Genomic DNA, 14,064 nt, shown 5'->3' on the forward strand with positions numbered 1-14,064 from the left:
GCCACACCCTAACCGAGCGCTGGAACAGGCTCCTTCACGCGCGACAGCACAGCGCCGAGAGCGAGCAAGCCCACACCCTGCACCACCACGAGCACCTGCGCGCCCAGCAGATCGCCGAAGACACCGAAGCTGAGGAACGCCACCGGGAACGTGAAGCTCAGCACCGCCGTCAACGCGGCGAAGAACCGTCCCTTCGCCGCGGGAGGCACGATCTGCTGGAACAACGTCATGAACTTGACGTTGCACACCCCGAGGCAGAACCCGCTCAACACCAGCGCCACCACGTAGACCGGCAGCGACACCACGACACCCGGCACCGCGAGGAACACCCCGAACAACGCCACGCAAACAGCGCCGAACGACGTGATCGAGCCACGAACCGGAATGCGCGGCGCCAGCAAGGCACCCGCGATCAGCCCGAACCACACCGCCGATTCCAGCAGCGCCAACGATCCGGCGCCCGCACCCAGCACGGACTTCGTGTACAGCGGCAGCACCAGCACGGTCGGAGTCGAGAAGAAGTTGACGCCGGCGAACACCAGCATCACCGGCTTCACCCCGGGCAACGTGCCGAGGAACGCCCACGTGCCGCGCTCGCCAGGAACACCGGGAACGGACTCGAACCGGGCCAGCAGCAGGCAGAACACCGAGATCAGGTACGTCAGCGCGTTGACCACGACCGCGCCGGAGAACCCGACGGAAGCCAGCAACACGGCGCCGAACGCGGCTCCGGCGAAGTTCGCGACGGGCTGCGTCGACGATCCGTAGCTGACCGCCCGCGGCACGTCGGCGGGAGAAACCAGCTCCGGCAACGCCTTCATCAGCGTCGGGTCGAAGAACGCCTGGCAGGTCGCCAGCACCAGCCCGACGACGTAGACACTCCACACCGGAGGGTCGCCCAGCAGCACCAACGACGACACCGCGAGGAACGCCACCGCCTCGGCCCGCAGCAGCACGGTCCGCGCCGGCACCCGCGAGATGACCCGCCCGATGTAGCCGACGAGCGTCAACGACGGCAGCACGCCGACCACCAGGAACGCCCCGGCCGCGAGCCCGCGCGACGACGCCGGCATCTGCTCGAGCAGCCACCACAGCAACGCGATCTGGTACAGCCGCGTGCCGCCCTGGCTCAGCACCTGGCCGAGCCACACCAGCCGGAAGTCGCGGGTCAGCACGGTCGTTCGTCGATCAGCCGCACGGTCTTCCCGCTGCGGGGATTGACCTCCAGCGCCGGCACCCACTCCACGGCCAGCGGTGCCACGGTTCCGCGCCCGACCTGCAGTTCGAAGCGCGGGCTGATCACGTACACCTCGTCCCGGACAGCGTCGAAGTCCTGGGGCTCAGCAGCGATCCGCAGCACCAGCTGGTCCCGCGCGTCCACCCGCCGGATCACGATCTGCACGCCGTTGTGCACCACACCAGCGCGATCGACAGCCGCCCGCAGGTGGTCGAGGTGCAACGTGACGGGTCCGACCCGCGCGCCCTCGTCCGCCCGTCCGAGCAGCCGGAAGATGCCGTCCTCGACGTCGACCCATTCGGCCAGGTCGCCGACGGGGTAGCGGATCATCGGCTGCAACCGCCGGGTCAGATCCGTCTGCAACAGCCTGCCCGGCCGGCCCGGTGCGGTGATCAGCTCGCCGGTCTCGACGTCGACGATCTCTAGCACAGAGCTGTCCACAAAGGAGCGGAACACCCGCGGGTCGTCGGACCCGAGCACCGCGGTCCCGATGATCCCGCCGTCCACGCTGCCGTAGACGAACGACCGGAACTCGGCTTGAGGGAACGCTTCCGACAACAACGCGCGCTGGTCGTCGTAGAGAGCCTCGCCGCTGAACAGGATCAGCCGAACCAACGGCAGCGAACCGACCTCACCAACCACGTGAGAAGCCAGGCGGCACAACGTCGTCGGGAAACCCGCCACGACGGTCGCGTCGAAGTCCTGCATCGTCGTCAGCGTGAACTCGACGGGCGCGCTGCCGGTGATCGGCAGCTGCACCAGGTCGATCGGCGACCGCTGCAACGAGTTCAGCGCGAAGATGAAGCTGGAGTACAGCTCACCGGCCGCGAACAGGTTCGCGATCCGGTCGCCGTGCCGCAGTCCCGCCGCGGGCAGGGTGTCCGCATACGTGCGGCACATCGCGTCCCATTCCTCGTTGGTGTAGAAGGAAACGCGCGGAGCCTTGGTGGTGCCGCCGGTCTTGAAGATCAGTCCGTCGGTGTGGGCACGGGTCAGCACCTTGTTGTCGCGGATGGTGTTCGCGGCCCAGAACGCGGCCTGGTCGATCACCGGCAGGTCGGCCAGCGGCGCCGACGAGTCGATGTCGTCGTACAGCTCCTTGTAGAACGGGGAGTGCGTGCGGGCATAGCAAACGAGGTCGAGCACGGACACGGTTCACACACTCCTGCTGCTGCGCTGGTCGACGACACCGATCAACTTGCCGCTGCTCTTCGTGCGCAGGAAGTCGGAGAGCGGCGCGTTCTCCACTCGCAAGGTCAGCAGCTTGTCCTGTTCGACCGCCTCGGCGACCTCGGCGTACTTCGACAGAAGAGTGATCCGGCTGGCGGCCGGCTCCGGCGCACGACCGTGCTCCAGCCGCACGACCAGCTCCTCGCCGGAAGCGGACTCGGTCAGCTCGATCTGCACCGCGCCGGCGTAGCTGTGCTCGTCCTCCATGATCGTGAGGAACCGGCGGTAGTTCAACGTCTGCGCGGCGGCCCGGAACACGTCACCGGTGCGCCCCAGCAGCTCGAACCGCGGGGTGCGGCGGCCGCACGGGCAGTCGCCGGGAACCCAGCGGCCCAGGTCGCCGATCTCGTAGCGCTCCAGCCGCTGGCCACGCCGGGTGTGCGTGGTGAAGACCAACCGGCCTGGCTCGGATCCCGGGACGGGCCGATCCGTCTCGGGATCGAGGATCTCCAGCGTGTGCAGGCCGGTGAACAGGTGGTGCACCTTGCCGGACGACTCCTGGCACTGGTAGCCGACCGGGCCAGCGTCGACGGTCGCGTAGGCGGCCGAGCGAATCGTCTCGATGCCGAACTCGTCGCGCAGCCGGGCGATGGCCTGGGCGCCGAAGTGCTCTCCCGCGTAGAAGATCTTGCGGATCCCGCCGTACGCCTTCAGCTGGTCACCGTGCTCGGCGAAGAGGCGCTGCACGAACGAAGGCGCGGTCAGCAGCGTGTCGACCCGGTTGTCCACAATGGCCTGGGCGATCGAGTCCAGCTGCCCCCACTCGCCACCCATCGGGAACTGCACGGCGTTCATCCGCTCCAGCGCGGAGAAGAAGCTGACGAAGCTCGCGTACATGTGCCCGTTGAAGAACAGGTTCATGATCCGGTCGTGCCGCGGGTCGAGCCCGGTGGCCAGCAACGCCTCCGCGCCGACCCACATCTGCTCGTCCCAGTCCGCCCACGTGTAGGCGGACAGCTTGGGCGCGCCGGAGCTGCCACCGCTGCGGAAGTACACGTCCGCCGGACGGTCCTGCAGCGTCTCGAAGTCCGCCTTCAACGTCACCGGAACCTGGGGAACGGGGAGCTGACGGGACTCGGCGAGGTCGTCCAGGGATGCGTCCGACGCAAACCTGTCGTCGAGCTGCACGGACACGCGGTTGCTGTAGCGCTGCAACGCGTAGACGCCGTCGTGCGGCTCACCGCTGTAGCCGCCGAGCATCGAGCCCGGCGTGGTGATCCGCTGCACGCCGACGGACACGAACGAACGCGCCAGCAACGCGGTGTCGGGCCGGTCCGCCGCGAGTCCGACGGTCTGCAGGTAGCGGCGCATCGGGCGCAGAACCGAGGTGATCTGCTTGCGCGGCAAAGGCTTGACCCATACTGTCCGGTACAGCGGCGAGGTGCGCAACGCGGAACGCACGTCGGCCAGCACGCGCCAGCTCTCGCCGGTGTGCACCTTCGTGAGGCCGAGGTGCTCCTCCAGCTGCGCGACGACCACGGTGTTCGTGATCTCCGCCCACTCCGCCTGCGACGGCTCACGCGTGGGCGGTCCGGTCAGCTCCAGCACACCGGCGAACCGCGAGGCGAACGCGAACACCTCGGCGGGGTCCTCGGTGTCGAGGTAGATCACCTGCGGGCTGGAGCACGCCTGCTGCTCCAGCTGGCACACGTCCGCCGCCAGCGCGTGCAGGGTGTCCACATCGGACCACGACGCGCGGGTCAGGTAGGCGAACGACAGCTTCGGGCCCCAGTCGATCACCCGCGTGCCGGGCCGGACCAGCTCCGTCACACCGTTGATCGCCTCCTCGCCACCCCAGACCGCGACAGCGTCGGCCGCGCCGAGCACGCCCGTCATCCAGTCGGTGCGCGAAGACGAGAAGTGCAACACGACGAGTCGTGCGGCGATCTGGCCGGTCTGGTCCAGAGCGGCCAACGCGGCGAGCACCTCGACGGTGAAACCGGAGTCGTCCGAAGCGACCTTCACGACGTTGAGGTTGCCCGAGAGCAGGCCCTCAACGGCGCTCAGCACGCCTGCTGCGGGCGCGTTGCCCGCCGTCACGTGGGCGAGCAGGCCGAGCGGCACCCAGGCCTCGTACGTGGGCGTGCGGAAGTCGAACCGGACCATCCGCGCCGGGTCGAGGTTGCCGAGCTCGCGCTTGAGCTTGCGCTCCAACGCACCACGGCTCAACGCGTGCCGCAGCGCGTCCAGCGTCTCGTCGATCTCCAGCGAGTCGAGCCCCCACGCGACCAGCGCAGCGCGGTGGTCCTCCAGGACCAGCTTCTCGGCCGCGGCGAGCACCACGAGCGGGTTCAGCCGCGGGCCGGTGACGACCTGCTGGGTGCGGTCCTCGAGGGTGCCGAGCCGCACCGCGACGGCCTCGTCGTCGATCCACTCTCCCTGCCAGAAATGCCGGTTCATGCCTTGCCCTTCAGGAGCTCTGCCGCCGCGATGGCGCAGGAACGGTTGCGGGAGACGCCGGCGCGGCCGAGGATCTCGAACCACGGGGTCTCGTTGCCGCAACCGCACTCCTCAGGTGCGTGCAGTGCGGCGAGGTCACCCATCAGCACGCTCTGCGCCGGCGCGGAGGTGATGTACGGGGACACGAACTGGATGTAGCCGGATTCGCCGTACGGCAACGGCTCCAGCGTCCGGACGTCCCGGACGATCGCACGCGACCAGGTCGGCACGTGCAGGTTGTGGTGCGCGCACTCGACGTACGGCACCGAGTGCTCGACCGAGCCGTAGCTGTCGCGGATCCGCTCGTCCGGGATGCCGAGCATGTCGCCGACCTTCGTGCGCAGCTCGGCCTTGGAGATCTGCTTGTCCGCGTTGCCCTTCCAGCCACCGCCGAACCACACCATCGAGCGCTCGTTCAGTCGCAGCGGCTCGATGCCCATGGCGTGCATGCGGTCGATGGTGAAGCTGAGGAACGCCGGGAAACCGAAGATCCGCACCGGCCGGCCGCTGTCCGCGAACCGTTGCAACGCGCGGATGCTGCCGAACGCGTCGAACTCGTGGCCGGTGCCGGTGTGCGCGAGGCCGTAGTCGACCGACTCGACGGGCGCGAAGTCGGTCATGAACTGCCCGGTGAACGAGCTGCCCAGCTTCACGTTCGGTGTCGGCTGGTTGAGGTTGATCAGGTAGTGCACCGGTTCCGGGTCGATGAACCCGTTGTGGTCGTAGATCCGCGCGACCATCCGCTGGCCCGCGCGCAACGTCCAGGCGTCCCAGAACATCTGCGACTTCTGCCCGGTCGTGCCGGACGAGGTGGCGTGCACGACGACCTCGTCACGCGGCACCGACAGCACCTCGTGCATCTTGAAGAAGTTGGCGTGCACGTAAGGCTGTTCGGTGACGTCCTTGAGCGGCTTGCCGTTCCACAGGCTGCGGAAGAACTCGTTGCGCTGGGCGTGCCAGCGGTTCGACTCGTTCATCGCTTCCAGGAACAGGTCCGGATCGCTGTGGTCGTACGGCGCCGCGATGTCGCACAACGCCTGGACGGCGCTGAGCGAGGGGTCCGGCACCGTTGCTGGACCGAGGTGCGGGTTCATGCTCGAAAGACTCCGTTGGTGTTGAGGAACTTCTGCGTCCACAGCTCGATGTACTGCTCGGTGAAGGGCCGGAACGCCTCGTCGATCGCGAGGCCGCGGAAGTCCGGCGGCTGCGGCGTGTGCACCATGACCACGTAGTCGTGGTAGACCTCGCCGTCCCTGCGCATCGCCGGGTACAGCGCCACCGGCAGGAAACCGAAGGCCAGCAAGGCACTCAGCTCGTCGAACTCGTGCAACGGCACCAGCGTCTCGACGTGCGGCGCGCCCAGCCCGGCCAGCGTGTCGATCACGCCACCGAGGTGCGGGAGAAGTGCTTGGGGGCTGGGGGTGGCACCGAAGATCGTGCAGTAGCCGTCGTGGCGGTTGAGGTGCCCGTAGATCTGGTACTCGCCGTGCTCGTCGGCGAGCAGCACGTTCGGCTTGTGCAACGGGTAGAACCGCCGCGCGGGGTCGTTGATGTTGCGCTCGAAGTGCCGCTGCACGAACTGCGGCGCCTCGATGACCTCGATGCGGGACGGAACGGCTGCGGGGAAGCCGGTGTCGTCGACGAACTCCGGCAGCACGGGCAACCCGACCGTGCGATGGGCTGCGGTGACGAGCTTCTCCAGGCTCCGCGGCACCTTGTGCACCTCGGCCCGGCGGTCGAGAACACCGTCGCGGTGCCTGGCCAGCAATGCCATGGTCTCCCGTTTGGCGTGCTTGAACAGGTTCGGCACGAGTCCGAGGGGGTGGAACCCGTTGCGCAGGCACACTCGTTGCGGCGCCAGGTGAATCGTGCGCGCGGTGCCGTAGACCGAGTCGACGTCGGTGGTCTCGAGCATGTGCGCGGTGATCTGCCCGACCGCGTGGTGGGCGATACCGCCGCCCTGCGCGTCCGGGTCGACGACCAATCCGGCGATCTTGCCCATGCCTTCCTCGACGTGCCCGGTGATCGAGGCGACGACCTGGCCGTCGCGGCGCCACACCAGCCACGTGGTGTGCGCGGCCTCGATCTCGGCCGCCATGACGTCGGGGTCGGTGCCCATCGCGATCGGGTAGTTCGCGCCGTGCGCCCGCCGGTAGAGCCTGAGCAGATCGTCGACGTCGTCGAGTCGAGCCGGCTCGAACTCGGGTGCCACTCCTGTGCCTCCTTCAACGCACGCGAAAACAAACCAATGCACGTGGGGGATTGACCGAAATCCAGGCTACTGGCCGGTACTACCGCCGTTCAGGTGAGAGAAGCGCGGGAGCAGCGGAATTGATTCCTGAGGGCGAGCGGGATCACATGAAGTATCAAATCCGCCTTAATTGGCGATGGTCCTTCCGGGTTAATATGCGCTGGTAGGTGGTGTGACGGAGATCGCCCGCCGGAATTTCTCTTGCTGTCACATGTCAACACAGCGCGCTCTCGCGGCGCTATTCCCGGGCCAAACGCGAAGTAGTCGCCGTTTCAACGAAACGGCGACTACTCGGAAAATCGGTGACTAGTGAGCGAGTACGTGCAGGATCCGGACCGGCTTCTTGGGCGCACCGTCCAGCAACCCGTCCGGCTGCGGCACGATGCCGGCCTTGACGATCCGGTCCAGCGTGTCCATGCCGAAGGTGACGTGGCCGATCACGGTGTACACGGGCTTGATGTTGGCGAACGAGTGCACGATGAAGAACTCGCTCCCGTTCGTGCCCGGTCCCTGGTTCCCGTACGCGATGGTGCCGCGCGCGTAGGTCTCCTTGCCGGTCACCTCGTCGGCGAACCGGTAGCCGGGCCCGCCCTCCTCGGCGCGGTAGATGTCACCGCACTGCAGCACGCCCAGGCGGGTGGTGTCGGTCAGCCGCCAGCACTGGGACATCGTGTAGAACCAGCTCCGCGCGAGGTGGGCGAAGTTCTCCACCCCGCACGGCGCGTTGGCGCGGTCGAGATCCGCGATGACCACGCCGTAGTTGGTCACGATGGTGACCTTCACGGTGCCCTTGGCCGGAACCTTCGCGGGCGGTGGCTGGACCGGGCGGGCGGCCGGGTTCTCCGGGGTGGGGATGAACTCGCACTTCGCGGTCGGCACGGTCTCGGGTGCGGCCGCGGCGACCGGGGCCAGCACGACCATCATCAACACAGCGAGCAGTAGCCTCATGAGTGCCGACGGTAGTCGCCGCATAACCCCTTGTCAGCCCACCTGGGTTGGGTTGCATGGGGGACGACTTCGTCATCGACTGGACCCGTCAGTCCGTCTCGATCAACGCGAGCACGGACGTGCGCACGACAGCGGGCATCGTCGCGGAACGCCTCGGCATCGAGTTCGACGAGGGCGTCGATCACAACGGCGATCTGCGTTTCGCCGGCCTGGAGGTCGGGGAGGTCGAGCTCGACGGCGAGTTCTCCGCGAGCTACATCCTCCCCGACGACGCGGTCGCGGTCCTGCGTCAGCTACATCGGGAGTGGCTCACACGCTGACGGTTTCACGTTGCTCGACCGGCGCCTGACGACGGCGAGGCTTGCGCTCCAGCCACCACTGCGAGATCAGCAACGGGATCGTCCAGCCCATCCACGTCGCGATCCCGCTGATGGTGTTCGGCAGCTCGGCTTCCGGCACCCGATCCGCCAGCAGCACGAACGCGACCACGCCCCAGATCCGGTTCGAGATGATCGAGACGGTCAGAGCGAAGCTGCGGATCATCCACTTGCGGTGGTCGCGGAACCGGCGTTCCCTGGCCGCGCGCCACGCCAGCCAGGTGAAGGACAGCCACATCGTGGCCAGCATCAGCGTGCTGACCATGGCGATCGGGCCGAACGGCGTCATCCAGCCGATGACCAGACCGGCCAGGCCTCCAGGGAGCACGCCTCCCCACACGTACACACGGCCGATCCGGCGGTGCCACACGGGGAAACGGCCTCGGAACCACGGCCAGATCTGCACCACGGACGCGAGGATGGCGATCGACGAGCAGACGACGTGCACGACCAGGATGGGGTAGTGCGGTCCCCAGTCCGATTGCACGCGTGACTGCAAACGGTCACCGGTCAGGTAGGGCGGCAGCGAGAACGCCACGAACGCCACCACCACGAAGGCCAACGGGCCTACCCAAGGCTTGCGCAACCACGTCATGGCGTCACGATCGCCAACATCGCTTACCGATCACGCACCGCTCGCTGACGCGGCTGTTGTAGTGCTGTTCTGACACCTCGCTGACACCTGACGGGGTGTAGCTGTCAGGTCGCTGTGAGCGCTCGTCGGCACTGTCAGCGCCATGAAGTCGACATGCCTGATCGCCGCGGCCGCGCTGACGCTCCTCATGGCGCCGGACGCGCAGGCGGCGTCCTGCAGCGGGCGTGGCTGCAACAACCAGGACCCGGTCCAGACCGGGTGCAACAGCAGCACCACCGTCGCCGACACCGCACCCATGTACACCGGCGGCAAGGCCGAACTGCGCTGGTCACCGGGGTGCAGGACGAACTGGGTCCGGATCTCGAACTACTCCGGCGGCGACTCCGCGCTGCGCATCACCGTCTGGTCGAGCAGCGACCACGTCGGCTTCGTCGCGCCGGGAACGCCCGGCAACCACTGGGGAAACATGGTCTACGCACCCGGCTGCGCCCGTGGCGAGGTGCTCTACGTCGACACCAACGGCGTTCATCGCACCGCCCGTCTCGCGTCCAGCGACTGCTGAGGGGGCGCGCCGTGACCGGCTACATCACCGACTGACTTTCCCTGCCAGCAACAAGAGCGAATTCGTCGAGGGAGAAGCATGTTCATCAGGATCGCCAGCGCCGTCGGCACCGTGGCGCTCGCAACGGGTGCCCTGCTCGGGATCGCGTCGCCGGCGAACGCCGAGACCAACCCGAGCTGCAGCCGGGTGGACCAGATCGGCAGCACCGCCTACATCAAGTCGGGCGGCACCACCATCGCGTCGGTGAAGCAGTTCAAGGGCTGCAACAAGAACTGGTCCTACACCTACGTGTGGGAGGGCTTCCGCAACTCGCACAGCGGCACCTGGTGGGCCTGCTCCGGCGTCTCCACCAGTGGCGGCCTGCAGGACTACAAGTGTGGCGGCAACCACCAGAAGGAAGTCTGGTCCTCCGGTGCCAACACGCTTTCGGTGTGCACCAAGGCGTACGGCCAGCTCGAGTGGTCCAACGGCGAGGGTTCGGCCGCCACCGACCAGCGTTGCTGAAGTTTCCGGGTTCCTTAAAGAGAAGGGCTCACGGTGTACAAGAGATTGACCTTTGTAGCGCTGGTTGGCGCGATGCTCGGCGTTTTCTTCGGTACGGCTCCGGCAAACGCGGCGACGGCCCGCAACGGGGTTTGTGAGGCAGGGGAGTTCTGCCTCTACTTCAACAGCGACCAGGCCGGTTCGGTGTCGGACTTCGACACGTCGATCTCCGACTACGGCGACAGCCAGCCGTCCTGCTACGACTTCAAGGGCGCGGGCAACGGTCAGGGCGTCTGCGTCAAGAACAACGCCGCCGCTGTCTGGAACCGCATGGGCAGCCCGGTCACCGTGTTCTTCAACAGCGGGTACGCCGGCACCAGCCAGACGATCGCGGCTGGTGGCAAGGCAAACCTCAAGGCAGGGTTGAAGAACGAGAACGCCTCGCACCGGATCGGCTCGCCGGCGGAGGCTCGTGACGGCGTCTGCAACGACGACGAGTTCTGCCTGTACTACAACAGCGACCAGGCCGGTTCGGTCTCCGACTTCGAGACCTCGGTCGCGAACTACGGCGACAGCCAGCCGAGCTGCTACGAGTTCAAGGGCGCGGGCAACGGCCAGGGCGTGTGCGTGAAGAACAACGCCGCGTCGGTCTGGAACCGCACCAGCAAGCCGGTCACCGTGTACTTCAACAGCAACTACGGTGGCACGAACCAGACGATCGCGGCCGGTGGCAAGGCCAACCTCAAGGCGGGCCTGAAGAACGAGAACGCCTCGCACCGCATCGGTGACAGCGGCGGCGGCAACCCGGACCCCGACCCAGGCGACCCCGGCCCCTACCCCACGCCGGCGGAGAACACGAACCCGTCGGAGGCCGTCCGCGCACCGGCAGCGAGCGCCCGCACGGCGTTCGTGCGCGGCCAGATCTCCTCGAAGACCGGTGAGACGCAGTGCTACGTCGGTGACTACCGGCCGGGTGAGCCGTCGACGAGCAACCACAACACCGGCAACGCGCTCGACTGCACCATCTCGAACGCGATCGGCCAGTACCCGAACGCCGCTCAGGAGGCGCAGGGCTGGAAGCTCGCCAACTGGCTGAAGCAGTACGCCGACAGGCTCGACGTCCGCTACGTGATCTGGGACGGCAAGATCTGGAGCGTGGCCCGTGCGTCCGAGGGCTGGCGCACCTACACCGCCGGTGGCGGTGTGACGGGTGGTCACTACGACCACGTCCACGTTTCGATGCAGAACCCTTACGGCGACTGATCTAACGGATCAGGCTGTCCAGGAGGTTGTCTCTCCGCAGACCGGGTGTGCCGAGCAGTTCGGCCGCCCGGTCTGCGTGCTTTTCCCGCCCTGCCTTGGCGAGCACGAGGTGCGCGACGCCCTCGCCGTACCGGTCACCGCGAGCGCTGGTGATCTCCAGGCAGCGCTCGGCGTCCTTCGTGGCCTCTGCGGTCCTGCCCTGAGCCAGGAACACTTCCGCGCGGCACAACAGGGCCTGCCATTCGTCGTTGTGCTCGCCCGTCTCCCGGCACAGTTCGATGCACTCGCCCAGTGCGGCCGACGCCTCGTCCAACCGGCCGAGCTTGAACAGCGCCTGACCCTGCGAGGCCAGCGCATACGCCGTTCCGGCAGCGTCTTGGTGCGCACGAGCGTGCTTCAGGCTTTCGGTGGCGGCGTCGAACGCCTGCCCGTAGCGGCCGGCTACCTGATGCACTTGAGCCAGAGCGGACAGCGGAACTCGTTGCGCGCCAGCAGGTCCATGGGCATCAGTGAGTTCGATGGCCTGCGCGAGCGTGTCCGAAGCCTCGTCGAGCTGACCCAGTTCGCGCTGGATCGTGCCGATGCCGGCCAGCGCACGGCCCTGTCCGAACGGGTCGTCGGCGCGCGCCTCCAGCACCTCTTCGAGCTGGGCACGGGCGGTGTCGAACTGACCGATCCGGCGATTGGCCGCCGACCGCACCAGAAGTGCTGTCTGCAACGCCTCAGAGGTGTTGATCGTGCGTGCCGCCCGGTCCGCGATCTGGCCCAGTTCGATCAGATCCGCGACCCTGTCCTGTTTGAACAGATGCGGGTACAGCATGTGCGCGATCGCCAGAGCGTGCTCCGCCAGCGACGGCTCTGCCATCGTGGAGCGGGCCGCCGCCAGCAGGTTCTCGGCCTCGTCCGTCAGCCACTGCAACGGCTCGTCGATGTCCTGCTGCGTCGCGGAGTTCGTGAGGGCGCCATACGCGTGCGGGCGCAGCTTCTTGAGTGCCGCAGTCAACGTCTCGCGGTAGTGCGTGAGCGCGCGGGTGAGAGCGTCGTGCGTCTCGTCGTTGACGTGCTCAGCGCCGAACAATCGGAGCAGGTCGTGCACCCGGTACCGCTCCGGCCCGCACGGCTCGACGAGCTTGGCGTCCACCAACGGATCCAGCGCCCGATCGACGTCGTCCTGCCCGAGCAACGCCTGCGCGACCGACTCGCTGACCGTCGGCACGTTGAGGCAGCACAGCAGGGTGAACGCCCTGGTGGAGCTGGCGTTCAGGCCCTCGAAGCTCAGCTGGAAGCTCGACCTGACCCCGAGGTCGTCGAAGTTCAGCTCGTCCAGCCGGTGCCGCTGGTCCGCGAGCCGCTTCGCCAGGTTCGCCGTCGTCCAGTCCGGTCGCGACCGCAACCGAGCGGCCGCGATCGTGAGAGCGAGCGGCAGGTAGTCGCAGGCTTTGGCCACCTGCCTGGCCTCCGGGCTGGTGTCGCCCAGCAACCTCAGCGCGTCCTCTTCTGGCAACGGGTCGAGCTGGACGTGCCGGGCGCTGAGCGTCGCCAGCATGCGGCGGCTGGTGATCAGCACGGACGAACCGGACTCGCCCGGCAGCAGCGGCCCGACCTGTGCCGCGTCCACCGCGTTGTCCAGCAGCACCAGCACTTTGCGGCGGGCGAGCGTCGACCGGTAGAGCGCGGCGGCCTCGGAGGTGTCCGTGGGCACCGCGAGCGGTGGTGTGCCGAGCGCGCGCAGGAAGCGCCTGATCACCTCGGCGGGGGACAGCGGTGACCGTCCTGGCGTGGCGCCGTGCAGGTCCACGTAGAGCTGACCGTCCGGGAACCGGTTCGCCATCGCGTGCGCGGCCGCACTGGCGAGAGCGCTCTTGCCCTGCCCTCCCGGCCCGTGCACCGCGATCACCGGCTCCACCGCGGTCGTGATCAGCTCGATCTCCGCACGCCGTCCGACGAACGGGTCCGGCTTCGCGGGCAGCTCACGCGGAACGGCGGGGATGTCGCCCTGCAGGATCGCGGCGTGCAGGTCCTTGAGCTCCTGCCCCGGATCGAGCCCGAGCTCCTCCGCCAGGTGCCGGCGACCCTCGTCGTACGTCCTGAGCGCGTCCGCCTGCCGCCCGCTGCGATGGAGCGCGACCATCAGCGCGCCGCGCAACCGTTCTCTGGTCGGGTGATCGCTGACGTACCCGGTCAGCTCGCCGATCACCTCGTGGTGGCGGCCCTCGTTGATCGCCTTCTCGGCCCGGCGCTCGGTGGCCGCGAGCCGTTCCTCCTCCAACTGGTTCGCGAGCTGGGTGTTCGTGGTCAGCTCGGCCAGTGCGGGTCCGCGCCAGTGCGCCAGCGCCTCGTCGGGATCACCGGCGTCGCGGAAGAGCTGAAGATCGAGCGAGCGGTCGGGAATCTCGAGCCGGTACCCCTGCCGCGACCACTCCAGCGAGACCCCTGGCAGGTCCTTCAGCGCCCTTCTGAGCTGCGAAACGTGCACCTGCACGGCCTTGCGCGCGCTCGCGGGCGGATCGCCGTCCCACAGGATCGACATCAGGTGGTCGACGCTGACGGTCTGCCCGGCGTGCAGCAGCAGCAACATCAGGACCTGTCGTGGTTGACCTGCGGGAATGTGCACGTCCCGCTGCCCGTGCGTGACGAGCAGCGGCCCAAGCACCCCGAACCGAACGCCGTCCACGGGCC

At 67.9% G+C, this 14,064-nt stretch carries 12 protein-coding genes; 4 read left to right on the forward strand and 8 right to left on the reverse strand.

Annotated elements, in window-relative coordinates; genetic code table 11:
* Window positions 1-8 precede the first annotated feature (8 nt).
* The 6 genes from ACWGE0_RS28200 to ACWGE0_RS28225 all read right to left on the reverse strand — a co-directional run bounded on the left by ACWGE0_RS28200 (window position 9) and on the right by ACWGE0_RS28225 (window position 8,105).
* Window positions 9-1,175: an MFS transporter gene (locus tag ACWGE0_RS28200; protein WP_452263908.1), complete on the reverse strand. Its 1,167-nt coding sequence runs from the start codon at window positions 1,173-1,175 to the stop codon at window positions 9-11.
* Window positions 1,169-2,389, reverse strand: a complete 1,221-nt coding sequence (locus ACWGE0_RS28205) for a phenylacetate--CoA ligase family protein (protein ID WP_452263909.1) — start codon at window positions 2,387-2,389, stop codon at window positions 1,169-1,171. The genes ACWGE0_RS28200 and ACWGE0_RS28205 overlap by 7 nt, the downstream gene beginning before the upstream one ends.
* 3 nt (window positions 2,390-2,392) lie before the next feature.
* Window positions 2,393-4,867: an acyl-CoA reductase gene (locus ACWGE0_RS28210; RefSeq protein ID WP_452263910.1), complete on the reverse strand. Its 2,475-nt coding sequence runs from the start codon at window positions 4,865-4,867 to the stop codon at window positions 2,393-2,395.
* Window positions 4,864-6,000, reverse strand: coding sequence for a LuxE/PaaK family acyltransferase (locus tag ACWGE0_RS28215; RefSeq protein ID WP_452263911.1), 1,137 nt, complete (start codon window positions 5,998-6,000; stop codon window positions 4,864-4,866). The genes ACWGE0_RS28210 and ACWGE0_RS28215 overlap by 4 nt, the downstream gene beginning before the upstream one ends.
* A complete protein-coding gene (locus tag ACWGE0_RS28220) occupies window positions 5,997-7,118 on the reverse strand; it encodes a GNAT family N-acetyltransferase (RefSeq protein WP_452263912.1) in 1,122 nt (373 codons plus the stop codon). The genes ACWGE0_RS28215 and ACWGE0_RS28220 overlap by 4 nt, the downstream gene beginning before the upstream one ends.
* Before the next feature lie 345 nt (window positions 7,119-7,463).
* Window positions 7,464-8,105, reverse strand: coding sequence for a peptidylprolyl isomerase (locus tag ACWGE0_RS28225; protein ID WP_452263913.1), 642 nt, complete (start codon window positions 8,103-8,105; stop codon window positions 7,464-7,466).
* 56 nt (window positions 8,106-8,161) lie between these two features.
* On the opposite strand from ACWGE0_RS28225, the gene ACWGE0_RS28230 reads away from it, so the two are divergent.
* Complete coding sequence (locus tag ACWGE0_RS28230) at window positions 8,162-8,425, forward strand: hypothetical protein (RefSeq protein ID WP_452263914.1); 264 nt, start codon at window positions 8,162-8,164, stop codon at window positions 8,423-8,425.
* On the opposite strand, the gene ACWGE0_RS28235 is transcribed toward ACWGE0_RS28230, so the two are convergent.
* Window positions 8,415-9,077, reverse strand: coding sequence for a DUF2306 domain-containing protein (locus ACWGE0_RS28235; RefSeq protein WP_452263915.1), 663 nt, complete (start codon window positions 9,075-9,077; stop codon window positions 8,415-8,417). The genes ACWGE0_RS28230 and ACWGE0_RS28235 overlap by 11 nt on opposite strands.
* A gap of 142 nt (window positions 9,078-9,219) precedes the next feature.
* On the opposite strand from ACWGE0_RS28235, the gene ACWGE0_RS28240 reads away from it, so the two are divergent.
* From ACWGE0_RS28240 to ACWGE0_RS28250, 3 genes are all read left to right on the forward strand, one after another.
* A complete protein-coding gene (locus tag ACWGE0_RS28240; RefSeq protein ID WP_452263916.1) occupies window positions 9,220-9,639 on the forward strand; it encodes a DUF2690 domain-containing protein in 420 nt (139 codons plus the stop codon).
* A gap of 78 nt (window positions 9,640-9,717) precedes the next feature.
* Complete coding sequence (locus tag ACWGE0_RS28245; RefSeq protein WP_452263917.1) at window positions 9,718-10,143, forward strand: hypothetical protein; 426 nt, start codon at window positions 9,718-9,720, stop codon at window positions 10,141-10,143.
* A 33-nt stretch (window positions 10,144-10,176) separates the two neighbouring features.
* Window positions 10,177-11,385, forward strand: coding sequence for a peptidase inhibitor family I36 protein (locus ACWGE0_RS28250; protein WP_452263918.1), 1,209 nt, complete (start codon window positions 10,177-10,179; stop codon window positions 11,383-11,385).
* Window position 11,386: 1 nt separating this feature from the next.
* On the opposite strand, the gene ACWGE0_RS28255 is transcribed toward ACWGE0_RS28250, so the two are convergent.
* On the reverse strand, window positions 11,387-14,059 hold the full coding sequence (locus tag ACWGE0_RS28255; protein ID WP_452263919.1) for a BTAD domain-containing putative transcriptional regulator: 2,673 nt from the start codon (window positions 14,057-14,059) through the stop codon (window positions 11,387-11,389).
* Window positions 14,060-14,064 lie beyond the last annotated feature (5 nt).

It is taken from the genome of Lentzea sp. NPDC054927 (assembly GCF_053610285.1).